We start from the raw sequence: 23,011 nt of genomic DNA on the forward strand, positions 1-23,011 counted from the left end.
ATGAATAGACTGGTGCTGGTGGGCGGTGGGCATGCCCACCTCTCGGTCCTGGAGGCTCTGGCAGCGCAACGCCCGGGCAATGTGGAGGTGACGCTGATCACGCCGTCTCCACTCCAAAACTATTCGGGCATGCTGCCCGGTTGGATCTCCAGCCACTATGCGCTGTCGGCCTGTCAGATCGACTTGCAGCCTTTGGTGAGCGCGGCGGGTGGGCGGCTCATTCTGGAGAACGTGGTGGACATGGATGCCACGCGGCATTGTGTCGCTCTCGCGGATGGCCAGCCGGTGCACTACGACTGGCTGTCCATCGACGTCGGAAGTGAAACCGAAACCTCAGGGCTCGAAGCACTGGGCAGCAAACTGCTACCCGTCAAACCCCTGGATCAATTTTTCACGCGCTGGCCAGAAAAAGTGGCCGAGGCGCAAGCGCAGGGGGCGTTCCATCTGGTCGTCGTGGGTGCCGGGGCCGCCGGTGTCGAGATCGCTCTGGCCGCCCAGTTTGCGCTGACACGCGCTGGGGTTCGAGCCCAGGTGGACTTGATAGCCTCCGAGAACGGTGTCCTCAAGGGCCACAACCGGCGCGTGCAGGAGCGTGTGCTTGCCTACGCCCGGCGTGCGGGCGTGAGCGTCCATTTTCAGCGGGCCGTCGGGACACCGAACGGCGTTCTGCTGGCAGATGGCGAGTTGGTGGCTGCCGATCTGGTGATCGCTGCCACCGGGGCCCGTGCCCCGGTCTGGCTCCAGCTATCCAAACTGGCGCTCGACCCTGGGGGCTACATACAAGTCGACCAATACCATCGCAGCGTGTCACACCCGAACGTATTTGCCGCCGGTGACGTCTGCGCCAGGCCCGGTACGAGCCTGTCGCGCTCTGGCGTGCATGCGGTGCGCGCCGGGCCAGTGCTCGCGAGCAACCTGCTGGCGGTGCTCGAAAGTGCTCCGCTGTTGGCCTATCGGCCCCGACCCAATTCGCTCTATCTGCTTGCGTGCGGCCCCCGCCATGCGATTGCATCGTGGGGGCCTTGGTCCGCCAGCGGCGCGTGGGTTTGGCTTTGGAAAGACTGGATCGACCGGCGCTTCATCCGGCGCTTTGCGCGATCAGGATCAAGCTCAGCCGGGGCGAAGATGGAGAAATCTGCATGATCAACCTGCAACGCCTGAACACATGGATACGCGGCTCGGCAGCCAACTCCAACCCGGCAAAGCAACTGCTGGCCAGCCTGCTGACGATGGCCTGGTTCGTCGAGGCGCGCGATTCCTATACGGGTGGGCACCTGTGGCGGGTTTCCCGCTACGCCCGCCTGCTGGCCGAGCATGCCGGGTTGCCCCACGCGGAGGTTGCGCGGATTGAACTGGGCGGTTTTTTGCATGACCTGGGCAAGGTCGGCGTCCCGGACGCGATTCTTCAAAAGAAGGAGCGCCTGACCGATGAGGAATACACCATTATCAAGACACATCCGGATATCGGCCTCAGGATGCTCGCAGGGCATCCCCTTGCCGCCCTGGTGCGGGACGCCGTGCACCTTCATCACGAGCGCCCTGACGGCCAGGGATATCCCAAAGGCCTGCGAGGCGGAGCTGTTCCGGTTGCAGCGCGGATCGTCGGAATATGCGATGCATTCGACGCCATGACCAGCCATCGCCCCTATCGCCAGGGCATGCCCATTGATCTCGCCCTGGGAATATTGCGACGAGAAAAAGGCGCGCAGTTTGACGAGAAATTTGCGGATGTCTTTCTTGCGCTGGGCGAGTCGGCGCTTCTTGGCCACGTGCATGGGCACAGCGACGAGGGCATCCCGCTTCAGTTTTGTCCCACGTGCGGACCAACCCTGGTGCTGCGCCGTGGGCTCACAGCGGGGCAGAAAATCTACTGTCGCAACTGTGCCGGGGAGTTTGCGCTTGATGCGGGTGAAGGCGCACTGGTCGCTAGGCCAACGGGCCGTCAGGGCTCCAGGGTGGATCTGGAGCCCGAGGCGGATGTCGATTTGATTCAGCGCACGGTTTCAGCGGCTGTGGCGTCGCTGCCAGCCCGGGAATTGATGGAGGCCGCCATGGCGGGTGAAAGCTCCGTATGAAGCCGAGCCTTGTGTCCGTGGCTTGCTCGCGCAAGATTGTCTCCAGCGCGCTGCGGATTTCGCTGGTCGTGGGTTGCATCCTGAACCTCATCAATCAAGGCGCTTCGATCATGGCCGGGAACGACATTTCCTGGAAACATGTGCTGCTCAACTTTCTTGTACCCTACTGCGTGGCCAGCTATAGCGCAGCCAAGAACGAACTGGGCGAACGGGGCCAAATTGAGGACCAATGACAAGGCTGCGGCAGCGGGGCTGCCGCAGCCGAGACGATCGTCCTGTTTGATCCATCTTGTGTCGTGAGAGCCAGGCGAAAGGCACACCCCGTTTGACAGGCTGAGTGTAAGAATTCCGAGATGCGCGACGACTAAACGAACAAGACGCGCAAAAACCGCGCTCATCAGAACGATTCAGGACCACCATGCACGCCACCTTGCCGCTACTCGAAGCGACGACTTTCCCAGCCTTGCGCCGAGGCACCTTGACCACCCTTCAGGTCAACCTGGGGTACCGCTGCAACCAGACTTGTGTGCATTGCCACGTGAACGCAGGTCCGAACCGTACCGAAATGATGGACGACGCCCACCTCGATTTGGTGATCGAGGTACTAAAGGCCCGTTCCATCAAGGTGCTTGATCTCACTGGCGGGGCGCCAGAGCTCAATGAGGGGTTTCGCGAGTTGGTTCGCCGGGCACGGGCGCTGGGCGTGCACGTCATTGACCGCTGCAACCTCACCATCCTGTTCGAGCCGGGGCAGGAGGGTCTCGCGCAGTTTCTGGCCGACCAGAAAGTCGAGGTAGTGGCCTCGATGCCCTGCTACTCGCTAGAGAACGTAGACAAGCAGCGCGGCAAGGGCGTGTTCGACAAGAGCATTGCGGCCTTGCAACAGCTCAATGCCCTGGGCTACAGCAAGCCGGACTCCGGCCTCAAGCTCAGCCTGGTCTACAACCCCCAAGGCGCCACGCTGCCGCCTGAGCAGGGCCAGCTTCAGGCCGACTACAAGCGCGAATTGATGGCGCACTTCGGCATTGAGTTCGACAAACTCTTCGTCATCACCAACATGCCCATCCAGCGGTTTGGCTCCATGCTGATCTCCAAAGGCCAGTTCAACAGCTATTTGCAATTGCTGCGCGACAACTTCAGCGAGCCCAACCACGCCACCGTGATGTGCCGCAGCCTGATCAGCGTGGACTGGCAGGGCAACCTCCACGACTGCGACTTCAACCAACAACTGGGCCTGCCGCTTCCTACTGGCGGCGCCATGCGCATGGCGGCTGCGCCGCACTTGCGTGATTTGCTGGTGCAAGACCCGGCCGGGCGGCCAGTGCGCACTGCCGAGCACTGCTACGGTTGCACCGCCGGACAGGGCAGCAGCTGCGGCGGCGCGCTCAAGGGCGCATGAGCATGAAGAACGTTCGGCGCCTGGCACTCCTGGCTCTGGTGCTCGTGCTGGTCTCGGGCTTCTTTGCCCTGGGTGGTGCGAAGTGGCTGACGCTGGAGGGCCTGAAGTCGGGCCAGGCCCAGTTCAGCGCCTGGAAGGACGCGTCGCCGGCCCTGCTGGGTCTGGCATTTGGCGCGGTGTATGTACTGGTGACCGCCTTGTCCTTGCCCGGTGCCGCCATCATGACCCTGGCCGCCGGTGCGATCTTCGGCCTGTTCTGGGGCTCCGTGATTGCCTCTTTCGCTTCCACCCTGGGCGCGACCTTGGCCTTCTGGAGCGCGCGTTACCTGCTGCGCGACTGGGTGCAGGCGCGCTTTGGCGACCGACTCAAGCCCATCAACGAAGGCATGGCCCGCGATGGCGCGTTCTACCTTTTTGCGCTGCGCCTGGTGCCGGTGTTCCCGTTCTTCCTCATCAACCTGCTGATGGGTCTGGTGCCCATCCGCTCTCTGACTTTCTACGGTGTCAGCCAGGTTGGCATGCTGGCCGGCACGCTGGCGTACGTGAACGCGGGCACCCAGTTGGCGCAGATCGACAGTCTGGCCGGCATCGTCTCGCCAGGTGTCGTGCTGTCCTTCGCGCTGCTGGGCGTGTTCCCGCTGCTGGCCAAGAAGGTTCTGGGCTGGCTGCAGCGCCGCCGCGTCTATGCGCGCTGGACACGGCCAAAGAGCTACGACCGCAACCTGATCGTTATCGGCGCTGGCGCGGCCGGGTTGGTGACGGCCTACATCGGCGCCGCCGTCAAGGCCAAGGTCACCCTGGTGGAGGCGCACAAGATGGGCGGCGACTGCCTGAACTACGGCTGTGTGCCCAGCAAGGCCCTGATCAAGAGCGCCAAACTGGCGTCCCAGATGCAGCGCGCCGACCACTACGGCCTGTCTGCGACGGCACCTGTGTTCAGCTTCCGCCAGGTCATGGCGCGGGTGCATGAGGTCATCCGCGCCGTTGCGCCGCACGACAGCGTGGAGCGCTACGCATCTTTGGGTGTGGAGGTGCTGCAAGGGTATGGGCGCGTGGTCGATCCCTGGACGGTTGAGATCAAGGCCGCCGACGGCAGCACGCAGCGTCTCACCACCCGCAGCATTGTCATCGCCGCCGGCGCGCGCCCCTTCGTGCCGCCGCTGCCTGGCATCGAGGAGGTGGGTTACGTCACCAGCGATACCTTGTGGGACGCGTTCGCCCAGCTTGATGCGCCGCCGGCGCGGTTGGTGGTGCTGGGCGGCGGCCCCATTGGCTGTGAGCTGGCCCAAAGCTTTGCGCGCCTGGGCTCCGAAGTCACACAGGTGGAGATGGCGCCGCGCATCATGGCGCGCGAGGACGCAGAAGTGTCCGAACTGGCGCGCCAGTCCCTGACACGCGATGGTGTGGATGTCCGAATCGGGCACAAAGCACTGCGTTGCGAGCGCGAAGACCGTGATGGTGTCACGCACAAATACCTCGTGGTCGAGCACGGTGGTGTGGAGCAGCGCATCGAGTTCGATGCCCTGGTCTGCGCCGTGGGCCGCGTGGCGCGGCTGCAGGGCTACGGCCTGGAAGAGCTGGGCATTCCCACCCAGCGCACCGTGGTGACCAACGAGTACCTGGAAACGCTCTACCCCAACATCTACGCCGCCGGTGACGTGGCAGGTCCCTACCAATTCACCCACACCGCTGCGCACCAAGCCTGGTATGCGGCTGTGAATGCGCTGTTCGGTCATTTCAAACGCTTCAAGGTCGACTACTCAGTTATCCCTTGGGCGACCTTTATTGACCCGGAGGTGGCGCGAGTCGGCCTCAACGAACAGGAGGCCAAGGAGAAGGGCATTGCCTACGAGCTCACCCGCTATGGCATTGACGACTTGGACCGTGCCATCGCCGACGGCGCCGCCTACGGCTTCGTCAAGGTGCTGACGGTGCCAGGCAAGGACCGCATCCTGGGGGTGACCATTGTCGGTGAGCATGCCGGCGACCTGCTGGCGGAATTCGTGCTGGCGATGAAGCATGGCCTGGGTTTGAACAAGATCCTCGGCACCATCCACACCTATCCGACGCTGGCTGAAGCCAACAAATCTGTCGCGGGGGAATGGAAGCGCGCGCATGCGCCGCAGCGCCTGCTGGCCTGGCTGCAGAGCTACCACGCCTGGCGGCGCGGCTGAAACACCATGGCAAGCACACCCAAAATCTCCGTGCTGCTCGACCTGCCGACGGGGGCCAGTCGCAGCGCCTTGCGCGCCGGGCTGATGGCGTCGAATCTGCCCCCAACCGACTTGCCGATCGACCAGCATCAGCGCGAACCCGTGCTGCGCGGACTGGCAGATCGGGACGACACGGTCGTATTTATTGACATCTCCCACAGTGCCGACAGCAACCGACCCGGCATTCTGGAACTGGATGCCTTGTTGCCCAAGGGCGTGAGTCGGCAGCGCGTCTTCCTGACGCGCCTTGAAGACGGTCATGTCAGTCTTGCAGACCGGCACTGGGTGCAATCGCTCGGCTTTGCGGAACTCTTCCCCGAGTTCAGCAGTGCCGACAGCGCAGGTTGGCTGGGGCAGGCCCTGGACCGTATCCATACCCTGTTTTCGCTTCCGGCCATGGCGCCTGCGGAGTTGGCGCGCTACCTGGGTGCACTGGTCGACGACGCCAAGGGTGCGACAGCGCGGGAGCGGTTGCGCCGCCAGACCGGAATGACTGCCGAGGCCGTGGCGCAGAAACTGAGCGGCCTGCTCGACATTCGCGACCGAAGCTACCGGCTCAAGACCTATCCGCAGTGCTTCGTGGGCAAAGAGGCCACTGCGGTGATTGCCAGAACGTTTGGCTGCTCGGATTCGCAGGCGGTTTCGCTGGGGCAGGATCTGGGCGCACTCGGGCTGCTGGTGCATGTCACCCATGGCCACAGTTTCCAAAATGAGAGCCTCTTTTTTCGGCTGGCCGTATCGGATGCGGTGGACCGCCTGAACCTGGGCAAGCTCCACGCTGAGATGAGTGCGAAGCAAGGTGTCGCAGTGGCCGACCGATCCTATCTGGGCAAGGTTTATTCCCGCTGTTGGATCGGCTCCGCAGCGGTGGACTGGCTGGTAGCGCGCTACAAACTTGCCCGCCACGAGGCGTGGATGGTGCTCCAGCGCCTGGCGCAATTCGGCCTGCTGGAGCATGTGCTGCAAGAACACGATATCCAGGACAGCGAGTACTACTACCGTTTTACCCGGCACACCGCTGCTGGCGTTGCGACGCCATGAAGCTCTCGGTCATCGTCCCAGTGCTCAACGAGGCGGCCGGTGTGCCCGAGCTGTGCGCCCACCTGATGCCCTATGTGCGCCAGGGCGTGGAAGTCATTCTGGTCGATGGGGGCAGCGAAGACAACACGGCCGAGCTGGTGGAGTGCCTGGGCTTTCGGCTCGTGCCTTCGCCGCGTGGCCGCGCGTTGCAGATGAACGCCGGCGCGGCCGCCGCCAGTGGCGACGTGCTGCTGTTTTTGCATGCCGACACACGCTTGCCGCCCGGCGCGCTTGAGTGCCTGCAGAGCTGCATCACGCATGGGTATGCGCATGTCTGGGGGCGCTTTGACGTGCGTATCGAAGGCCGCCCCGCCATGCTCAGGTTGGTGGCCTGGCTGATGAACTGGCGCTCGCGCCTCACGGGCATCGCCACCGGCGACCAGGCCATGTTCATGACCCATGCTGCCTTCGATGCCGTCGGTGGCTTCCCGCCGCAGCCGTTGATGGAAGACATCGAGATGTCCAGCCGCCTGTGCCGCCTGGCGCGCCCGCTCTGCCTGACCGACAAAGTCGTCACCTCGGGCCGCCGCTGGGAGCAGCGGGGGCCGTGGCGCACCGTTTTTCTGATGTGGCGCCTGCGTTGGGCCTACTGGCGCGGCGTGCCGGCCAGCCAGCTTGCCCAGGCGTACCGATGAAGTCGGTGCGCATTGTCATCATTGCCAAGGCCCCCATCGCAGGGTTTTGCAAGACCCGGCTGATTCCGGCGCTAGGCGAGCAAGGAGCCACCCAACTGGCGCAGCGCATGCTGGCGCGCACGGTGGCTTCGGCCCTGGCCGCCGGGCTGGGCACGGTCGAACTCTGTGCCACTCCCGGCCTGCAGGCCTTTGACTGGCAGGGCCTGGGTCTGCCCGGTGGCTTGGCTTGGTCGGAGCAAGGCGAGGGGGATCTCGGTACGCGCATGGGCCGGGCTGCCCAGAGGGTGACGGTAGGGGGTGAGGCCATCTTGCTGATCGGCACGGACTGCCCGGCACTCGATAGCGGCCTGTTGCAAAGCGCTGCGGCAGCCCTGCAAGACCATGAGGCGTCCCTGGTGCCCACTGCCGACGGCGGTTATGCCCTGCTGGGCCTGAAGCGTTTTGCCTCTTCGCTGTTCGACGCCATGCCCTGGAGCACCGATGCCGTGGCTGCCGAGACCCGGCGGCGCGTGGCTCGGTTGGATTGGCGTTTGTGCAGCCTACCCACGCTGAACGATATCGATGAGCCCAAGGATTTGCCCTGGCTTCCAGCAGAGCTGCAAGCTGGCCTGATGACAACCTCCTCACAACCGAACCCATGATGCATGCCTCCCACAACGGCCGGTTCCGGCCCAGCGTGTTTGTCCTACTGCTCGCGCTGACCGCCAGCGCCGCGGCGGCACCTGTGCGCGTTGGCGACTTTTCAGGGGGCGATGATGCACTGCCGGCGCCCTGGAAGGTGGTGCAGCTCGACCAGCGTGTGCCCGCCACGCGCTACCGCACCCTGCAGTGGGACGGGCACGCCGCCGTCGAAGCGAGTGCCAATGCCAGCATGGCGCTGCTGGCCCGGCCGTTGACCGTTGATCTGCAGACCACGCCCGTCCTGTGCTGGTTGTGGCGCGTGGACGACGTGCTGAAGCAGGCCGATCTGAGCCGCAAGGCGGGCGACGACTATGCCGCCCGGGTCTATGTGGCTTTCACTTTGCCGCCGGAGTCGCTGAGCGTGGGCTTGCGCTTCAAGCTGGCCCTGGGGCGCAGCCTGTATGGGGAGCTGGTGCCGGACGCGGCAGTCAACTATGTTTGGGACAACCGGAACCCAGTCGGCATGCGTGCTTTCAACGCCTACACCGACCGCGCCGCCATGGTGGTGCAGCGCTCGGGCAAGGAACAGGTGGGCCGCTGGGTCAGCGAGCGGGTCAATGTGCTGGCCGATGCCGCGAAAGCCTTCGGCGATCTCCCCTTCAAGGCCAGCTTGCTGGCCGTGGCGTCCGACACCGACAACACGGGGGAGCAAGCGCGTGCCGGCTTCGCGGAACTGCACTTTGTGGGGGCCGAAGAACCGTGCCAGTTCACGGGCGCGCGGGTGCCATGAACGGCGGCGAGGGAGTGTAAGAACCGAGCCTCGGCCAGCGACCAATGGGTACCGTCAACACCCAGGAGTTTTTTCCATGAAATTTGATCGCCGCACCCTTGCACTGTTGGCAGTTCTGACGCTTGCAGGCGTGGCGCAGGCACAGCAAGCTCCGCTGCAACTCGGGGTTGGCCTGTTCCAGCCCGACAAGGAAAAGAACGACGCCACCTACCAACCCCTGGCCGAGTACCTGGCACGCCAGCTCCAGCGCCCGGTGCAGTTGCGCACCGTGGACAGTTGGGAGGGCCTGGCCAAATCGCTGGCCAACGGCGAAACCGACATGGCCCTCATGGGCCCCTGGGGCTATGTGCTGGCCAACAATGAGGCCGGTGCCGAGGTGGTCTCTACCATCCTCTATGACGGCAAGCCCGAGTACTACGCCATCATCGTCACGCACCCGAATTCCGGCATCCACACCCTGGCCGACCTCAAGGGCAAGACCTTCGCCTTCGGCGACAAGGGCTCCACCTCGGGGTACCTGATTCCTAGCCACCACTTCATGACGCTGGGTATCCACCCCGACAGCTATTTCAGCAAGGTGCTGTACACCAAGCACCAGGCTATCGAGACCCAGGTCACGCAAGGCGTGCTGGACGCCGGTGCCGACTACAACCGCAATCGCAACGCCATGATCGAGCAGGGCCTGATCAAGGCCGAGCAGTCAAAAATCATCTGGCAGTCGGCGCCGCTGCCCAATGATGCCTTTGTCGTCAGCAAGGCCCTGGCGACCGACAAGGCCTTTGTCGCCCGGCTGCAGACCGCGCTGGCCGGTGTCGGTGCGGCACTCGCATCGCAGCCCAAGCTGCTGCCCGCGCACTACACCGGCTTTGTGACGCGTGACAACACCTTCTACAAGCCCATCCGCGACGCCGGTCTGGCCACCGGGAACCTGCGGGCGAAGTGAGTATGGCGATGATAACGGTGCATGGCGCCAGGTTCCCGGTCAGGTTGAGCGGGCGGCTGCGCTTCCTGGGCCTGGCGCTGGTCTACAGCCTGCTGGTTGTCGCTTGCTTGTGGTCCTTGGGCGCTGAAGGCGATCTGTCCTTGGGCCGCAACCCGCTGACCAATCTGGGCAAGACTTTCACCGAATTCGCCCACCCCAGTTTTCTGGATGTCTGGTTCGGCGATGCCAGGCTCGAATACCGCAGTGACGACGGCACCCTGCTGCGGGTGGAAAACCGCCAGCAGGTGGAGGCCGACTACCTGGCTGGCTTGGCGCGCGCCACCTGGACGACGGTCCGTATCGCCACCCTGGGTTCCCTCCTGGGCGCGTTGCTCGCGCTTCCGCTGGCCATGTTGACGGCGCGCAACCTCGGCGCGCCACGCCCGCTCGCGTTGGCGGCTAAGGCGGTGCTGGACGTGATGCGTTCCATCCACACGCTGGTGTTCGGCCTGGTGCTGGTGGGCATCGTGGGCCTGGGGCCTACGGCGGGCATTCTGGCCATTGGCCTGCATTCCATGGGCACGTACGGCAAGCTGTTTGCCGAGGCCGTCGAGTCGCTGAATATGCCTGCCATCCACGCGGTGCAGAGCGTCGGGGCCAGTCGCACACAGGTCTTCTTCAATGCGGTGTGGCCTTCGGTGCTGCCGCAGTTCGTCTCCAGCCACCTCTACATCTGGGAATTCAACATCCGTGACTCCACCATCCTGGGCATCATCGGCGCTGGCGGGCTCGGCCTGCTGATCTCGGAGGCCACCTCGCTGTTCCAGTGGGACCGCCTGGCCACCGTGTTGCTGGTGGTGATCGTTCTGGTGGGGTCGTTTGACGCAATAAGCCGGCGCATCCGCAAGGCGCTGTCATGAGCACGCCCTGCATCGTCCTCAACAACGTCTGCTGCCAGATCGGTGGGCAGACGCTGCTCGACATTCCTGCGCTGACGGTGGAGCAGGGCGAACGGGTGGCGGTCATCGGCCACAACGGGGCAGGCAAGTCCACACTGTTCAAAGTGCTGACCGGCTTCCTGCAGCCCACTCATGGCGAGGTGCAGGTGCTCGGTCACTCTCTGACCACAACACTCAATGCCCGAGAGTGGCGCCTGCTGCGGCGGGAAATCGGTCAGGTCATGCAGGGCCTGCATTTGGTGGGGCGCTTGTCCGCGCTCGACAACGTGTTGATTGGCGCTCTTGGGCGGGTCGGCGGCTGGCGCAGTTGGACGCGTTTTTTCCCAGCCGCAGAGGTTCAGCGCGCCGAGGCCGCGTTGCAGCAGGTGGGTATGCTGGCCCGCGCCGCCATCCGGACCGACCAGCTTTCTGGCGGCGAGAAGCAAAAGGTCGGCGTCGCCCGCCTGCTGATGCAGGGCCCGCGCCTGATCCTGGCTGACGAGCCCACCGCCGCGCTCGACCCGACCGCTGCGGCAGAGGTCTGCCAGCGGCTGGTAGCTGCTGCTGCTGACGCGACACTACTGACCGTGGTCCACAACCCTGCTTTGCTGCCGGTGCTCGCGAACCGGGTAATCGGACTGCGCCAGGGCCGGGTGGCCTTTGATCTGCCGCTATCCCAGGTTGGCGACCGGCAACTGGTCGACCTCTACCGACCCCAAGGCAGCGGATTCACACCGCACTGGCAAGTGGCGCTGCCCGTCTCCATGCACCACGGAAATGGAATCGCCACATGATCGAACAGGCGATCACCCTTGCGGGCCGAAGCTGCCCCTTGCGTTACCGCTATGGTCCGCAAGCCATCGCGGCGGCGCCGCAGCGCGTTGCCGACACGCTGTACGTCATTGGGGGGCTGTATGGCAACCTGCCGGCGCTGGATGCCATCGAGCACATGGCGGCCAGCGAGGCCGGCCCTGTTACGCTGTGCTTCAACGGCGATTTCAACTGGTTCAATGTCGACGACGAAGGCTTTCGCGCCCTCAACCAGCGGGTGCTTCAACACGAGGCCATCGCCGGTAACGTGGAGGCCGAGCTGTCGGCCGACGGCGATGCTGCCGGTTGTGGCTGTGCCTATCCGGAGCAGGTCGACGCAGCCTTGGTGGAGCGCTCCAACCGCATCCATGCACGCCTCAAGGCCACGGCGCAGCGCCATGCGGACCTGACGGCGCGCCTGGACAACCTGCCCCTGTTCGCGCGCTATGACGTGGGGGACTGCCGCGTGGCGGTGGTGCACGGCGACGCCGAGTCGCTGGCGGGGTGGCGTTTCGGTGTCGGCGACATCGACAAGCCAGACCAGGCCGAGTGGTTGCAGCGCGTATTCGAGGCCTCGCGGGTTGATGTATTTGCGTCCACGCACACCTGCGAGCCGGTGCTCAAACGACTGGCGCTCAAAGGTCGCGGTGCCGCCGTCATCAACAATGGCGCCGCCGGCATGCCCAACGCGGGCGGCAGGTTTCCGGGCCTCATCACGCGCATTGGCTTGGCGCCGTCACCTCATCCGGTGGCCTACAGTGCGCAGGTTGCCGGCGCCTGTGTCGATGCGCTGCCGGTTGCCTACAACCAAGAGCGATGGACGCGGATGTTTCTTGCAAACTGGCCCGAGCACTCGGACGCGCACGTGTCGTATTTTTCGAGAATCGACGCATATTAGGTCTCACTAAGGACGCCCATGTAAGGACATTCCTAACAATATCCGGTATGTGGCGCGGTATCACGGACTTTCCGTTTTGGTTGACCGCGCTGGTTCACTTCCCGCAAGCGCTGTCACGGACGATGCACACCGCTGGTCGAGGAGCATTAAGCGAGATGGTAACAATCACCCGGCACAGCACGAAAGCTGCTTCACATCCTTGCTGAAGGTCTGCGCCGCGACCTTCAATCCCTCGACCATTGTCAGGTAGGGGAACAACTGGTCGGCCAGTTCCTGCACCGTCATCCGGTTGTGGATGGCAATCGTTGCGGTCTGAATCAGCTCGCCCGCGTCTGGGGCCACCGCCTGTACACCGATGAGCCGCCCGCTCCCGGCCTCAGTCACCAGCTTGATAAAACCGCGGGTATCGAAGTTGGCAAGTGCACGCGGCACGTTGTCCAGTGTGAGCAGGCGGCTGTCGGTTGCGATGCCGTCGCGATGCGCTTGCGCCTCGCTGTACCCCACGGTGGCAACCTGCGGATCGGTGAACACCACCGCCGGCATCGCGGTCAGATCGATGGCAGCGTCCCCGCCTGTCATGTTGATGGCCGCGCGGGTACCAGCGGCGGCGGCTACATAGACGAATTGCGGCAGGTCTGTGCAGTCGCCAGCGGCATAAATGTGCGGCATACTGGTGCGCATGCCTGTGTCGATGACGATGGCGCCCTGTGCATCGACGGCCACCCCCGCCGCTTCCAATGCCAGGCGGCGCGTGTTCGGTGTCCGGCCGGTAGCGACCAGCAGCTTGTCGGCGTGGATTTCACCGCGCCCCGTGGTCAGCACGAATGCACCGCTGGCATGGGCCACCTGACGGGCTTGCGTGTGTTCCAGCACCTCAATGCCTTCGGCACGCAAGGCGGCGGTGATGGCCTCGCCAATGGCCGGCTCTTCGCGCAAGAACAGGGTGTTGCGCGCCATGATCGTGACCTGGCTACCCAGTCTGGCGAAGGCTTGCGCCAGTTCCAGCGCCACGACCGACGATCCAATCACGGCCAGGCGTTCGGGAATGGTGTCGCTGACGAGAGCCTCGGTCGAAGTCCAGTAGGGGGACTCTTTCAACCCTGGAATCGGCGGCATGGCCGGACTGGCACCCGTGGCGACCAGGCAGCGGTCGAACACCACGATGCGCTCGCCGCCATCGTTCAAATGGACGACCAGGCTTTGCGCGTTCTGGAAGCGCGCCTCACCGTGGAGCACCGCAATGGCCGGCTTGCCGTCCAGGATGTCTTCGTACTTGGCGTGGCGCAGCGCGTCCACGCGGGCCTGCTGCTGGGCCAGTAGTTTGCTGCGATCTATCGCGGGCACCGTCGCCGCGATGCCGCCGTCGAAGGGGCTGGCACGGCGCAGATGCGCAATATGGGCGGCGCGGATCATGATCTTGGAGGGAACGCAGCCGGTATTGACGCAAGTGCCGCCGATGGTGCCGCGCTCGATCAGCGTCACCCGCGCGCCTTGCTCGATGGCCTTCAGCGCTGCCGCCATGGCCGCACCGCCGCTCCCAATGACGGCGATGTGCAAACCGGCGTTCTCAAGTGGATTGGGTTTTTCTATCATTTCTTGCTTCCATTAAATTTTGGGGCGCAGCAGGCATCGGCTTGGCGTTTTCGCCGGATGGCGTAGAGCGTCAAACCGATGAAAATCGCTAATGCAGGCAGCAACACGTAGTCCAGATAGCCGGTCAGAGCGGACAAACCGACCGCTGCGAGCAAGATGACCAGTACCGGCGTGAAACAACATAGCGCCACCAGCACGGTGCCAACGATGCTGGTCCGAAGCAGAATTCGCGGGTCTTTTAGTGTCATTTCGCGACGGAAGAGGGATAACCCGCGTTTTCTGTCGCTTGGGTCAACTTCTGGATGTCGGTCTTGGCATCGTCGAAGGTCACCACAACTTCACGCTTTTCTAAGGTTACGGCCACCTGGTTTACGCCGTCGACCTTGGAAAGCGCCTTCTTGACCGTGATCGGGCAGGCGGCGCAGGTCATGCCGGGTACGGCCAACGTAACGGTATGGGTAGCGGCCCACGCAGGGGCAGCGGCGGCAAGGACAGCGACGAGCGCGAGGGATGCAAATGGCTTTTTCATGGCGGTCTCCGGTTAGTAAAACAAAGGAAGCACGTAGGGAAATCCGAGCGCGACCACGACCAGCATGGACACGATCCAGAAAAAGAGCTTGTAGGCGCCGCGCACCCTTGGAATCGCGCAGACGTCACCCGGTTGGCAGGCTTGCGGCGGGCGGTAGATCCGCCGCCAGGCGAAGAACAGCGCCACCAGCGCCGCACCGATGAAGAGCGGCCGATACGGCTCCAGCACGGTCAGATTGCCGATCCACGCGCCACTAAAGCCCAAGGTAATCAGCACCAGGGGCCCCAGGCAGCAGGTCGAGGCGAGGACGGCGGCCAACCCGCCGGCGAAGAGCGCCCCGCGCCCGTTTTGCGGTTCAGACATGTGCTTGTCCTTGTGTATTTGGGTTGAATGGCGCAAGCTTACTTCCGTAGTTATGTACGGAGTCAAGCGCTATGCCAAGCATTTCTGAGAATCTGACCATTGGCGTTTTTGCCAAGGCTTCCGGGGTCCATGTGGAGACCATCCGGTTCTATCAGCGCAAGGGACTGTTACCCGAGCCAGAAAAGCCCCTTGGCAGCATTCGCCGGTATGGCCAGGCGGATGTCACGCGGGTGCGCTTTGTGAAATCGGCCCAGCGACTGGGATTTGGTTTGGACGAGATCGCAGAACTGCTGCGGCTGGAAGACGGCACCCACTGCGAAGAAGCCAGTGGCCTGGCGGAGCGCAAGCTCAAGGACGTGCGCGAGAAGATGGCCGACCTGGCACGCATCGAGGCGGTGCTGTCCGAGCTTGTGTGTGCCTGCCATGCCCGAAATGGAAACGTGTCCTGCCCGTTGATTGAGTCGTTGCAAGAGAGAGCGAAGCTCGCGGTGTCAGTACGAGGTGGTCACGAGAGAACTACGCTTCAGCGTGCTTAATTTTCCGTTTTCTGACCCTTGACTGTAGTAGGGGAGAGCGGTCCTCCGAGATCCCCACCTTTCTGACTGAACTGCAACACGGCATTTGCAGGCAAAGGCAAAGCGACGGTTTGGCCGAACCTAAGGCCGAACCAGGGCGCCCAATAGCGCAAGGCTGAACGGTACCAGTCTTTTTGAGGCGGCTTCCGGCCACCCACCAATCCGAGTCATTCAGAACATCGTTATCGGCTTGTTGCCTCACGCGCCTTGCACCTTGAACACACCAATGTGCATACCTCTCTAATAGTTAACATAATATACATCGTATCTACTCGAAGATAGATTCGAATAAAAGGTCTCGGTCTATCCGACGGCACAGCTCGCCCAACGCGGTACTTGGGGACGGCTAGACCCATCATCCGGATCCCTCCACGGCAGAACAAAGCGCTGCAGGAGCTTGCCGTCCTGCACGCGGCGCAGCTCGAAGACCTCATTGGATCGCCCATGCAAGGCGGTCTGTCGAAATGCCACTGCCTTCGAGTCGCTGGCGAAACACCAGCCGAAGATGGCTTGGGGACCAGAAAAGCTGTGCAGCCTTCGATGCCGATCCATGACGATGAGCTCAAGCGGGACGGCATACGACGTACAGCAGTTGGGATATTCCGCGAGCCAGCCAATCAGCTTCGAGTCCGAGGAGACCTTGGCGTCCCGAAATCCGGTTTGATCCTTCAATAATGGCGCTGTCTCGATCGCAGAGTTCGATGTCCGATACGCAAGGCTGCGTCCACCCGCAGTGATCGCAGCCGAACTGAACTGCGCGGCAGCGTCGTGCGGGAGCATGGACAGCAGCAGCGGCAACAGGAAGGCTGGCTTCACCTGGGGTTTCCTGGCACGTGGTGGCCAAACGCCCGAGGTACGGATGCGTGGCGCGTGAGGGTTCAGCATTGCCTTAGGCCTGCCGGACGATATCGACCGAAATCTCCACCGCCGCAGTTGTTCCTCGGTTCTCCAGCCAGTGCGTGGTGTTCCTGTCCTCGGGCCAGCCGACTCCCGGCCCATAGTCTGTGGCGACGCCATTCCGATGGTCGGTAATGGTGCCTTCCAGGATGTACACGATACCTGGCCTGTCCTTGTGGTCGTGAACCGGGCCGAAGACGCCACCAGGTGCAATGTTCACCATTCGCATTCGAAGTTGGCGCCCAGCCATTCCCTCGATTTCAGGGCCAAGGTCCACCGACGCAAGTAAGCTTACCGTCACACCTTTCGTTTCAGGTGCCCGCTGTTCGTTGCTCATGGTGCGCTCCTTCTGCAATTCCATGGTTTAACGGAATTCAGCGGCCGCTGCAGGCAAGCCGCTGGAATGACTGCGTATGCGCATTCTTCACCACTTCTGCGCGCCCTGCTTCGGCCGAGCGTGCACAGGCATGAAAGCACCGTACCGTCAGGCTATGCCTACCGGAACCCGACCTGGCCGCGGTTCCTGCTTGCTACCATGCGGCCATGACGTCCGTACCCACCGAAAACCACTCCATTTCCTTCGGCCACGCTGGCCGTGTCTGCCTCATCACTGGCGCCGCCCAAGGCATAGGCGCGGCCTGCGCACGGCGCTTTGCCGCCGAGGGCGCACATGCCGTGCTCGCGGATGTGGACGATGCGCGCGGCGCGGCACTGGCGGCCGAGCTCTCCGGCCGGTACGTGCACTGCGACGTGGGCGACAAGGCGCAGGTGGACCAACTGGTGCGGCAGGCGCTCGCCTGGCAGGGCCGCATCGACGTGCTGGTCAACAACGCCGGCATCTTCCGGGCGGCCGATTTTCTTGAGGTCACCGAAGAAGACTTCGACGCCGTGCTGCGCGTCAACGTCAAAGGCGCGTTCCTGGTGGGCCAGGCCGTGGCCCGCGCCATGGCGCAGGCGGGGCGCGGCTCAGTCGTCAACATGAGCTCGGTCAACGGCACGCTCGCCATCCCCAACATCGCCAGCTACAACGTCAGCAAGGGCGGCATCAACCAGCTCACGCGCGTGATGGCGCTGGCGCTGGCACCGCACAACATTCGGGTGAATGCGGTGGCGCCCGGCACCATTGCCACTGAACTGGCGGCCAAGGCGGTACTCACGAGCGATGAGGCGAAGAAGAAAATCCTGAGCCGCACGCCCATGGGCCGGCTGGGCGAGCCATCCGAGATTGCGGATGTGGTGGCGTGGCTTGCCAGCGACGCGGCCAGCTATGTGACGGGCGAGATCGTCACCGTCGACGGGGGCCGCATGACGCTCAACTACACCGTGCCCGTCTGACGGGACAAACGCCCTGCCGTTCATGTGTCGAACGCTTCTTTTTTGATAGCTTTTAGCGCAATAGCAGCAAGCGCTAGAGGCTATTTTTATTATAATTTTCAGGTGACAGAGCCTATTCGCGCGGTCTTCGCGCTGTCCAACCGCGCTTCGCGGATGGGCAGGTTGACCAGCGCAGCGCCCACGGCCAGCACGATGTCGATGTACCAGACCCAGTCGTAGCTGCCCGTCGCCTGAAACACGCTGCCGCCCAGATAGGCACCCAGGAAACCGCCGACCTGGTGCGCGAGCATCACCACGCCAAACAGCATGGCCATGTTGGCGGTGCCGAACATCTTGGCCACCAGGCCCACCGTGGGCGGCACGGTGGAGAGAAATGTCACACCCATCACGCCGGCAAAGACCAGCACCACGCCGGTGGTCTTTGGCGCGAACAGAAAGATCAGCACCGCGACGGCGCGCGTCGCGTACAGCAGCGACAGCAGGGATTTCATGCGCCAGCGCCCCACGGCCCAGCCCATGGCCAGGCTGCCGACGATGTTGAACAGGCCAATCAGGCCAAGCGCCCAGCCGCCCACCTCGGGCGCGAGGCCACAGGCGGCGATGACGCCCGGCAGGTGCGTGGCGAGAAACGCCACGTGGAATCCGCACACCAGAAAGCCTGCGGCCAGGTAGCGGTAGCTGGGCGTGGCCAGCGCCTGCCCAATGGCCTCGCGGGCGCCGAGCGGGCGCTGGCCCGACTGGGCAGCGGCCTGCGCCGCCAGCACATTGGAATTGCCTTTGAGCACCCAAGCGGCCGGCAGCGCGAGCAGCACCAGCACGCCCAGCCACTGCATCGCACTGGCCCAGCCCACGGCGGCGGTGAGGCCGATGGCCACCGGCGCCATGGCGAACTGGCCGAACGAGCCGCCCGCGTTGACGATACCCGTGGCCAGCCCGCGTTTTTCAGGCGGTACGAGCCGGCTGGCGGCCGCCATCAGCACCGACGGGCCGGCCATGCCCGCGCCGCCCGCAGCCAGCATGCCAATGGCCAGGATCAGGCCGGCGGTGCTGGTCATCAGCGGCGTAAGAACCGTGCCCACCGCCACCAGCACCACGCCGAGCAGAATCACCCGCCCAGTGCCGATGCGGTCCGCAACCGCGCCGGCAAACGGCTGGGTGAGCCCCCACCAGAGCTGGCCCAGTGCAAAAGCCAGGCTGATACGGCCCACGCCCAGGCCCGTGGACGTGTTGAGCGCCGACAGAAACAGCCCCATAGTCTGGCGCACGCCCATGGTGAGCGCAAATGCGCCCGCCGCCGCCAGCAGCACCAGCCAAGGTGCCAAAGGGCGCACCGCCCTCCCCGCGCGTTCAATCTTCGCCATTGGATTGCTCCGTTGCCGGCGCCAGCAGCGCCAAAGATTCGTCGATCAGCGTGTGCAGGGCGGCGACGCGCTCCACGCCCAGGGTGTCGTTCAAGGCCCGTTGCGCCGCCTTCCAGCTGCGCTGGGCTTGGGCGCGTTTGTCCCGCCCGGCCTGTGTGATGTGCACCAGGCGGCTGCGTGCGTCGGAGCCCGATTCCAGGGTGACCCAGCCTGCATCCACCAAGGGGCGCAGGTTGCGGGTCAGCGTGGACGGCTCCATGGTCATGGCTGCCGCCAGCTCCCCGGGGCGAATCGGCCCGAGCGTGAGCACGTGCGAGAGCAGCGTGTACTGCGTGGTCTTCAGGCCGCACGGGGCCATCTGCGCGTCGTAGTGCTGGGTCACGCGGCGCATGAGCTGGCGCAGCCGGAAATTGGTGCAGCCCTGCGGCATTGCCGGTGGTGGGGAGGGATCGGTAGCGACAGTTTGGCTTGGCATGAAACAATTGTAGCTGCAATATTTGCATATACAATTTTAATTGCACCCGCCGCCCATCTGGCCCAAACTCTGAACGGATCGTCCATGTCCCACCACAACCATCTCGAACACTGGCTTGCGCAGGAGCGCGAGATCCTGGCCCTCCTCGATGCAGGCCCAGGCCCCGGCGTGGCCACCCGCGCGCAGATCGCCGGCCTCACCGGCTTGCAGCAAATGCAGGCCATGTTGCGTGGCGAACTGCCCTACGCTGCCATCGCCAAAACACTGGACTTTTTGATCATCGAGGCAGAGCACGGTCGCGCCGTATTTCAGGGAACGCCCGGCGCGGCCCACCTCAACCCCATGGGTTCCGTGCACGGCGGCTGGTTTGCCACCCTGCTCGACTCGGCCCTGGGCTGCGCCGTGCACACCTGCATGCTGCCGGGGCGTGGCTACACGACGGCCGAGCTGGGCATCAACATGGTGAAGGCGCTCACCCCCAAGGTGCAGCGGGTGCGCGCCGAAGGGCGCGTCATCCACTGCGGGCGCCAGCTGGCCACAGCCGAGGCCCGCTTGGTGGGGCCGGACGGCACGCTGTACGCGCACGCCACCACCACCTGCCTGGTGTTCGATCTGCCGGCACAATGATGGGCATGCGATTTCTCCACACCATGCTGCGCGTCGGCAACCTTGAACGCTCCATCGAGTTCTATACCAACGTGATCGGCATGCAGCTGCTGCGCCGGTCCGAGAACCCGGATTACAAATACTCGCTCGCCTTCCTCGGTTTTGACGGCGGCAACCCCGGCCAGGCCGAGATCGAGCTGACCTGGAACTGGGACACGGACCACTACGAGCTCGGCACGGCCTACGGCCACATCGCCCTGGGCGTTCCCGACGCCGCCGCCGCGTGCGCGGCCATCCGCGCCGCTGGCGGAAAAATCACGCGCGAAGCTGGCCCGGTAAAGGGTGGGCGCACAGTGATTGCCTTTGTCGAAGACCCCGATGGCTACAAGATCGAACTGATCGAGCGGCCCGCCGAGGCCGCCGGTGGCGGGCTGCGCTGAATCTGCGCGAAGCCCGTTTGCAATCATATTGATAGCTGTTTGCGCAATACCTATAAGCGATAGAGCCTGTTTTTAATGCTATTTCTAGCCAAAAATTGCTGGCTTGTACGGTGCCTTGCCCTTTGCCTGCCGGGGCCGGATTGATGCGCGAACCCCCTTCCCTGCTGGAGCGCACGGTGCGAGAGTGGCGCGGCCAAGGCGACCTGTGGGTCTTTGGCTACGCCTCGCTCATCTGGCGCCCCGAGTTTGACTACCTGGAGCGGCGCGAGGCGCGCGTGCATGGCTGGCACCGCGCGCTCAAGATGTGGAGCCGCATCAACCGCGGCACGCACGAATGCCCCGGCCTGGTCTTCTGCATGCTGGCGGGGGGCAGCTGCCGCGGCATGGCCTACCGCATCGCCGAGGCGCAGGGCGAGCAGGCGCTGGCCAGGCTGTGGGAGCGGGAAATGCCGATCCCGGTCTACGAACCGCGCTGGCTGCTCTGCCACACCCCCGCCGGGCCGGTGCGTGCGCTGGCCTTTACGCTGGCGCGCAGCAGCCCCAGCCACACCGGCGAATTGCACCCGGACGAATACCGCCGCATCTTTCGCCAGGCGCGTGGACGCTACGGCAGCACGCAAGACTACGCCCAGGCCACGCAGGAGGGCCTGCGCGCCGTAGGCATCCGCGATCGCCAGTTGGAGCGCTTGATTCGCACGGCTGGGGGCGATGCGCCTTCTAAGGCGATGCTGAATAAGTCACCGCGATGACGCGCACCGTGCATCGGGAGGGGATGCAAGGGGGCGGCCCCCAGCGCGCAAACCGCAGCCATGGCGCGAGGATTTGCAACGCCGCAGACTGCCCGAGGTACGGGTGCGCGGCGCGTGAGGGACTTGTTCCGCATTGCCCTGCCGGGTCTGCGTAGACGGCGCCCCGCGGCAACGCGGCTCGCGCCTCGATTGCGTTCCTGGCCGGGCGTTTGCACATCGCTTGCCATTGGCGTACCGTAGTTCTTTTGGTGCTGCTGCAAACAAGGTCGGTCTCCATGCTTCGTTCTCTTTCCGCCCCCTCCCATGTCCTTGCCGTACAGCTCAGCGGCAATCTGAGCGGCGAAGATGTGCGCCAGTACAAGGCCCTGCTGGACGCCCACGTCCAGCAGCCGGCACGCCTGGGCCTGCTGATTGACATGACCGAATTGAACGACATGGCCATGGGCACCCTGGCGCCCGGCGCGAGTGCTGATCTTGATTTGTTGAGGCACGCCAGCCAGTTTGACCGGCTCGCCCTGGTGTCCGACAAGCACTGGCCGGGCCTGCTCCTGCGCATGGCCGCGCCCTGGCTGCACGGTGTGCAACTGCAACAATTTTCTTCTGCCGAGCGCGAGCACGCCCTGCAGTGGGTGGCTGAATCGACAGCGGAGCAGGCCGTAGGCGTTGGCGCACCGGCACTGCGGTTGATTCCCACCACCAGCGAGCGCTTGCTGGCTGTTGAGATCGACGGACCGATCACGCGTGAGAGCGTCGCCAGCGTCCTGCCGCAGATACAGGCCTTTCTGGACGGACACGAACACATCGATGTGCTGGCACATTTCAAGCACTTTGGCGGCATTGAGCCGGCCCTGTACCTACAGCCCGGTCTGCTGCAGACGAAGTTCAAGGCAATCCCCAAGGTGGCGCGCTACGCCCTAGTGGCGGCGCCTGGCTGGATCGACACCCTCATGCATACGCTCCGGCCGCTGCTCCGCAGCATGCAACTGCGCAGTTTTGCCGAGTCTGAACTGGCCGAGGCCTGGGAATGGCTAGCTGCCCAGCCGCAATGAGTGCTTGAGCCGATTTGCGGGGCGCTCGCTGACAGCCAAACGGCAACGCTCGCCACACCATGACGAGCGAGCGTCTCTTTCGCACCATTTAACTTGGGAGTTTTTTTATGCAACGCTTTGCCCTCGCTGCTGCTGCGGCGGCCACCCTCGCCCTTGCCGGCTGTGCCGGCGTCATGCCCGGCCACGGCGCCATGCAAGGGCCCAGTGCGACAGCGCAGCTCGAGGCGATGCGCGGCAACCATGTCACCGGGATGGTGCATTTCGTTCAGATGGGCGATCAAATGCAGATACGCGGCGACATCCAGGGCCTGGCACCCCATTCCGAGCACGGCTTTCATGTGCACGAAAAAGGCGACTGCTCCAGTGGCGATGGCAACAGCGCTGGCGGCCACTTCAACCCGCACCAAACCCACCACGGCATGGCCATGGGCGCAGAGCACCACACGGGCGACTTGCCCAGCATTCGCGCCAACGCCCAGGGCGTTGCGCACATCGACGTCAAGATCACCGGTGTGCGCGTGGGCAGCGGCATGGACGACATCGTCGGCCGCGGCCTGATCGTGCACCGCGACCCGGACGACTTCGTTACCCAGCCCACCGGCAATGCCGGCCCGCGCCTGGCCTGCGCCGTGATCCAGCGCGACTGAGCGCTCGCCGC

The 23,011-nt window shown here is 64.2% G+C and carries 27 protein-coding genes and 1 pseudogene; 20 read left to right on the forward strand and 8 right to left on the reverse strand.

Annotated features, from left to right (window positions below):
- The 13 genes from AC07ZH_RS14025 (at position 1) to AC07ZH_RS14085 (ending at position 12,381) form a co-directional block, all read left to right on the forward strand.
- Positions 1–1,143 carry an FAD-dependent oxidoreductase gene (locus AC07ZH_RS14025; protein WP_495200253.1) on the forward strand — a complete coding sequence of 381 codons (1,143 nt, stop codon included), beginning with the start codon at positions 1–3 and terminating at the stop codon, positions 1,141–1,143.
- Entirely contained in the window at positions 1,140–2,075 is a 936-nt protein-coding gene (locus tag AC07ZH_RS14030; RefSeq protein WP_495200254.1) for an HD-GYP domain-containing protein, read from the forward strand. Before AC07ZH_RS14025 ends, AC07ZH_RS14030 begins: the two co-directional genes overlap by 4 nt.
- Complete coding sequence (gene nrtS / locus AC07ZH_RS14035; RefSeq protein WP_495200255.1) at positions 2,072–2,308, forward strand: nitrate/nitrite transporter NrtS; 237 nt, start codon at positions 2,072–2,074, stop codon at positions 2,306–2,308. Before AC07ZH_RS14030 ends, nrtS begins: the two co-directional genes overlap by 4 nt.
- Before the next feature lie 185 nt (positions 2,309–2,493).
- Entirely contained in the window at positions 2,494–3,474 is a 981-nt protein-coding gene (arsS, locus tag AC07ZH_RS14040) for an arsenosugar biosynthesis radical SAM (seleno)protein ArsS (RefSeq protein ID WP_495200256.1), read from the forward strand.
- Positions 3,475–3,476: 2 nt separating this feature from the next.
- Positions 3,477–5,648, forward strand: a complete 2,172-nt coding sequence (locus AC07ZH_RS14045) for a dihydrolipoyl dehydrogenase family protein (RefSeq protein ID WP_495200257.1) — start codon at positions 3,477–3,479, stop codon at positions 5,646–5,648.
- A gap of 6 nt (positions 5,649–5,654) precedes the next feature.
- Positions 5,655–6,728, forward strand: coding sequence for a DEP domain-containing protein (locus AC07ZH_RS14050; RefSeq protein ID WP_495200258.1), 1,074 nt, complete (start codon positions 5,655–5,657; stop codon positions 6,726–6,728).
- The gene (locus AC07ZH_RS14055) at positions 6,725–7,402 is read left to right on the forward strand and encodes a TIGR04283 family arsenosugar biosynthesis glycosyltransferase (protein ID WP_495200259.1); all 678 of its coding nucleotides are present in this window, start codon (positions 6,725–6,727) and stop codon (positions 7,400–7,402) included. The genes AC07ZH_RS14050 and AC07ZH_RS14055 overlap by 4 nt, the downstream gene beginning before the upstream one ends.
- Positions 7,399–8,043 carry a TIGR04282 family arsenosugar biosynthesis glycosyltransferase gene (locus tag AC07ZH_RS14060; RefSeq protein ID WP_495200260.1) on the forward strand — a complete coding sequence of 215 codons (645 nt, stop codon included), beginning with the start codon at positions 7,399–7,401 and terminating at the stop codon, positions 8,041–8,043. Before AC07ZH_RS14055 ends, AC07ZH_RS14060 begins: the two co-directional genes overlap by 4 nt.
- Positions 8,040–8,813 carry a DUF3047 domain-containing protein gene (locus AC07ZH_RS14065; protein WP_495200261.1) on the forward strand — a complete coding sequence of 258 codons (774 nt, stop codon included), beginning with the start codon at positions 8,040–8,042 and terminating at the stop codon, positions 8,811–8,813. The genes AC07ZH_RS14060 and AC07ZH_RS14065 overlap by 4 nt, the downstream gene beginning before the upstream one ends.
- A 76-nt stretch (positions 8,814–8,889) precedes the next feature.
- Positions 8,890–9,756, forward strand: coding sequence for a phosphate/phosphite/phosphonate ABC transporter substrate-binding protein (locus AC07ZH_RS14070; RefSeq protein ID WP_495200262.1), 867 nt, complete (start codon positions 8,890–8,892; stop codon positions 9,754–9,756).
- A gap of 2 nt (positions 9,757–9,758) precedes the next feature.
- Complete coding sequence (gene phnE / locus AC07ZH_RS14075) at positions 9,759–10,655, forward strand: phosphonate ABC transporter, permease protein PhnE (RefSeq protein WP_495200263.1); 897 nt, start codon at positions 9,759–9,761, stop codon at positions 10,653–10,655.
- Entirely contained in the window at positions 10,652–11,467 is an 816-nt protein-coding gene (locus AC07ZH_RS14080; protein WP_495200264.1) for a phosphonate ABC transporter ATP-binding protein, read from the forward strand. The genes phnE and AC07ZH_RS14080 overlap by 4 nt, the downstream gene beginning before the upstream one ends.
- A complete protein-coding gene (locus tag AC07ZH_RS14085) occupies positions 11,464–12,381 on the forward strand; it encodes a hypothetical protein (RefSeq protein WP_495200265.1) in 918 nt (305 codons plus the stop codon). Before AC07ZH_RS14080 ends, AC07ZH_RS14085 begins: the two co-directional genes overlap by 4 nt.
- Before the next feature lie 165 nt (positions 12,382–12,546).
- Here the strand turns inward: AC07ZH_RS14085 and merA are convergent.
- From merA to merT, 4 genes and pseudogenes are all read right to left on the reverse strand, one after another.
- Positions 12,547–13,938, reverse strand: a pseudogene (merA, locus tag AC07ZH_RS14090) (mercury(II) reductase); the annotation flags it as partial.
- A 32-nt stretch (positions 13,939–13,970) separates the two neighbouring features.
- Entirely contained in the window at positions 13,971–14,222 is a 252-nt protein-coding gene (gene merF, locus AC07ZH_RS14095) for a mercury resistance system transport protein MerF (RefSeq protein ID WP_495200266.1), read from the reverse strand.
- Positions 14,219–14,503: a mercury resistance system periplasmic binding protein MerP gene (gene merP, locus AC07ZH_RS14100; RefSeq protein WP_495200267.1), complete on the reverse strand. Its 285-nt coding sequence runs from the start codon at positions 14,501–14,503 to the stop codon at positions 14,219–14,221. The genes merF and merP overlap by 4 nt, the downstream gene beginning before the upstream one ends.
- Positions 14,504–14,515: 12 nt before the next feature.
- Complete coding sequence (merT, locus tag AC07ZH_RS14105; protein ID WP_495200268.1) at positions 14,516–14,866, reverse strand: mercuric ion transporter MerT; 351 nt, start codon at positions 14,864–14,866, stop codon at positions 14,516–14,518.
- Between the two features lie 71 nt (positions 14,867–14,937).
- Between merT and merR the strand changes: the two genes are divergently transcribed.
- Positions 14,938–15,402, forward strand: coding sequence for a mercury resistance transcriptional regulator MerR (gene merR, locus AC07ZH_RS14110; RefSeq protein ID WP_495200269.1), 465 nt, complete (start codon positions 14,938–14,940; stop codon positions 15,400–15,402).
- A 342-nt stretch (positions 15,403–15,744) separates the two neighbouring features.
- Here merR and AC07ZH_RS14115 read toward each other — a convergent pair whose 3' ends face one another.
- Both AC07ZH_RS14115 and AC07ZH_RS14120 read right to left on the reverse strand, forming a co-directional pair.
- The gene (locus AC07ZH_RS14115; protein ID WP_495200270.1) at positions 15,745–16,257 is read right to left on the reverse strand and encodes a hypothetical protein; all 513 of its coding nucleotides are present in this window, start codon (positions 16,255–16,257) and stop codon (positions 15,745–15,747) included.
- Between the two features lie 73 nt (positions 16,258–16,330).
- Entirely contained in the window at positions 16,331–16,699 is a 369-nt protein-coding gene (locus AC07ZH_RS14120; protein ID WP_495200271.1) for a cupin domain-containing protein, read from the reverse strand.
- Between the two features lie 182 nt (positions 16,700–16,881).
- On the opposite strand from AC07ZH_RS14120, the gene AC07ZH_RS14125 reads away from it, so the two are divergent.
- Positions 16,882–17,673: an SDR family NAD(P)-dependent oxidoreductase gene (locus AC07ZH_RS14125; protein ID WP_495200272.1), complete on the forward strand. Its 792-nt coding sequence runs from the start codon at positions 16,882–16,884 to the stop codon at positions 17,671–17,673.
- A 98-nt stretch (positions 17,674–17,771) separates the two neighbouring features.
- Here the strand turns inward: AC07ZH_RS14125 and AC07ZH_RS14130 are convergent, their stop codons facing one another.
- Both AC07ZH_RS14130 and AC07ZH_RS14135 read right to left on the reverse strand, forming a co-directional pair.
- Positions 17,772–19,034, reverse strand: coding sequence for an MFS transporter (locus AC07ZH_RS14130; protein WP_495200273.1), 1,263 nt, complete (start codon positions 19,032–19,034; stop codon positions 17,772–17,774).
- Positions 19,021–19,509, reverse strand: coding sequence for a MarR family winged helix-turn-helix transcriptional regulator (locus AC07ZH_RS14135; protein ID WP_495200274.1), 489 nt, complete (start codon positions 19,507–19,509; stop codon positions 19,021–19,023). Before AC07ZH_RS14135 ends, AC07ZH_RS14130 begins: the two co-directional genes overlap by 14 nt.
- An 84-nt stretch (positions 19,510–19,593) precedes the next feature.
- Between AC07ZH_RS14135 and AC07ZH_RS14140 the strand changes: the two genes are divergently transcribed.
- From AC07ZH_RS14140 to AC07ZH_RS14160, 5 genes are all read left to right on the forward strand, one after another.
- Entirely contained in the window at positions 19,594–20,136 is a 543-nt protein-coding gene (locus AC07ZH_RS14140; protein WP_495200275.1) for a PaaI family thioesterase, read from the forward strand.
- A gap of 5 nt (positions 20,137–20,141) precedes the next feature.
- Complete coding sequence (gene gloA, locus AC07ZH_RS14145) at positions 20,142–20,555, forward strand: lactoylglutathione lyase (protein WP_495200276.1); 414 nt, start codon at positions 20,142–20,144, stop codon at positions 20,553–20,555.
- A gap of 143 nt (positions 20,556–20,698) precedes the next feature.
- On the forward strand, positions 20,699–21,304 hold the full coding sequence (locus AC07ZH_RS14150; protein ID WP_495200277.1) for a gamma-glutamylcyclotransferase: 606 nt from the start codon (positions 20,699–20,701) through the stop codon (positions 21,302–21,304).
- A 275-nt stretch (positions 21,305–21,579) separates the two neighbouring features.
- Positions 21,580–22,353: a SpoIIAA family protein gene (locus AC07ZH_RS14155; RefSeq protein WP_495200278.1), complete on the forward strand. Its 774-nt coding sequence runs from the start codon at positions 21,580–21,582 to the stop codon at positions 22,351–22,353.
- A gap of 107 nt (positions 22,354–22,460) precedes the next feature.
- Complete coding sequence (locus AC07ZH_RS14160) at positions 22,461–23,000, forward strand: superoxide dismutase family protein (protein WP_495200279.1); 540 nt, start codon at positions 22,461–22,463, stop codon at positions 22,998–23,000.
- The last annotated feature ends 11 nt before the right edge of the window (positions 23,001–23,011 follow it).

This window comes from Simplicispira sp. GW247-4R2A (genome assembly GCF_059424465.1).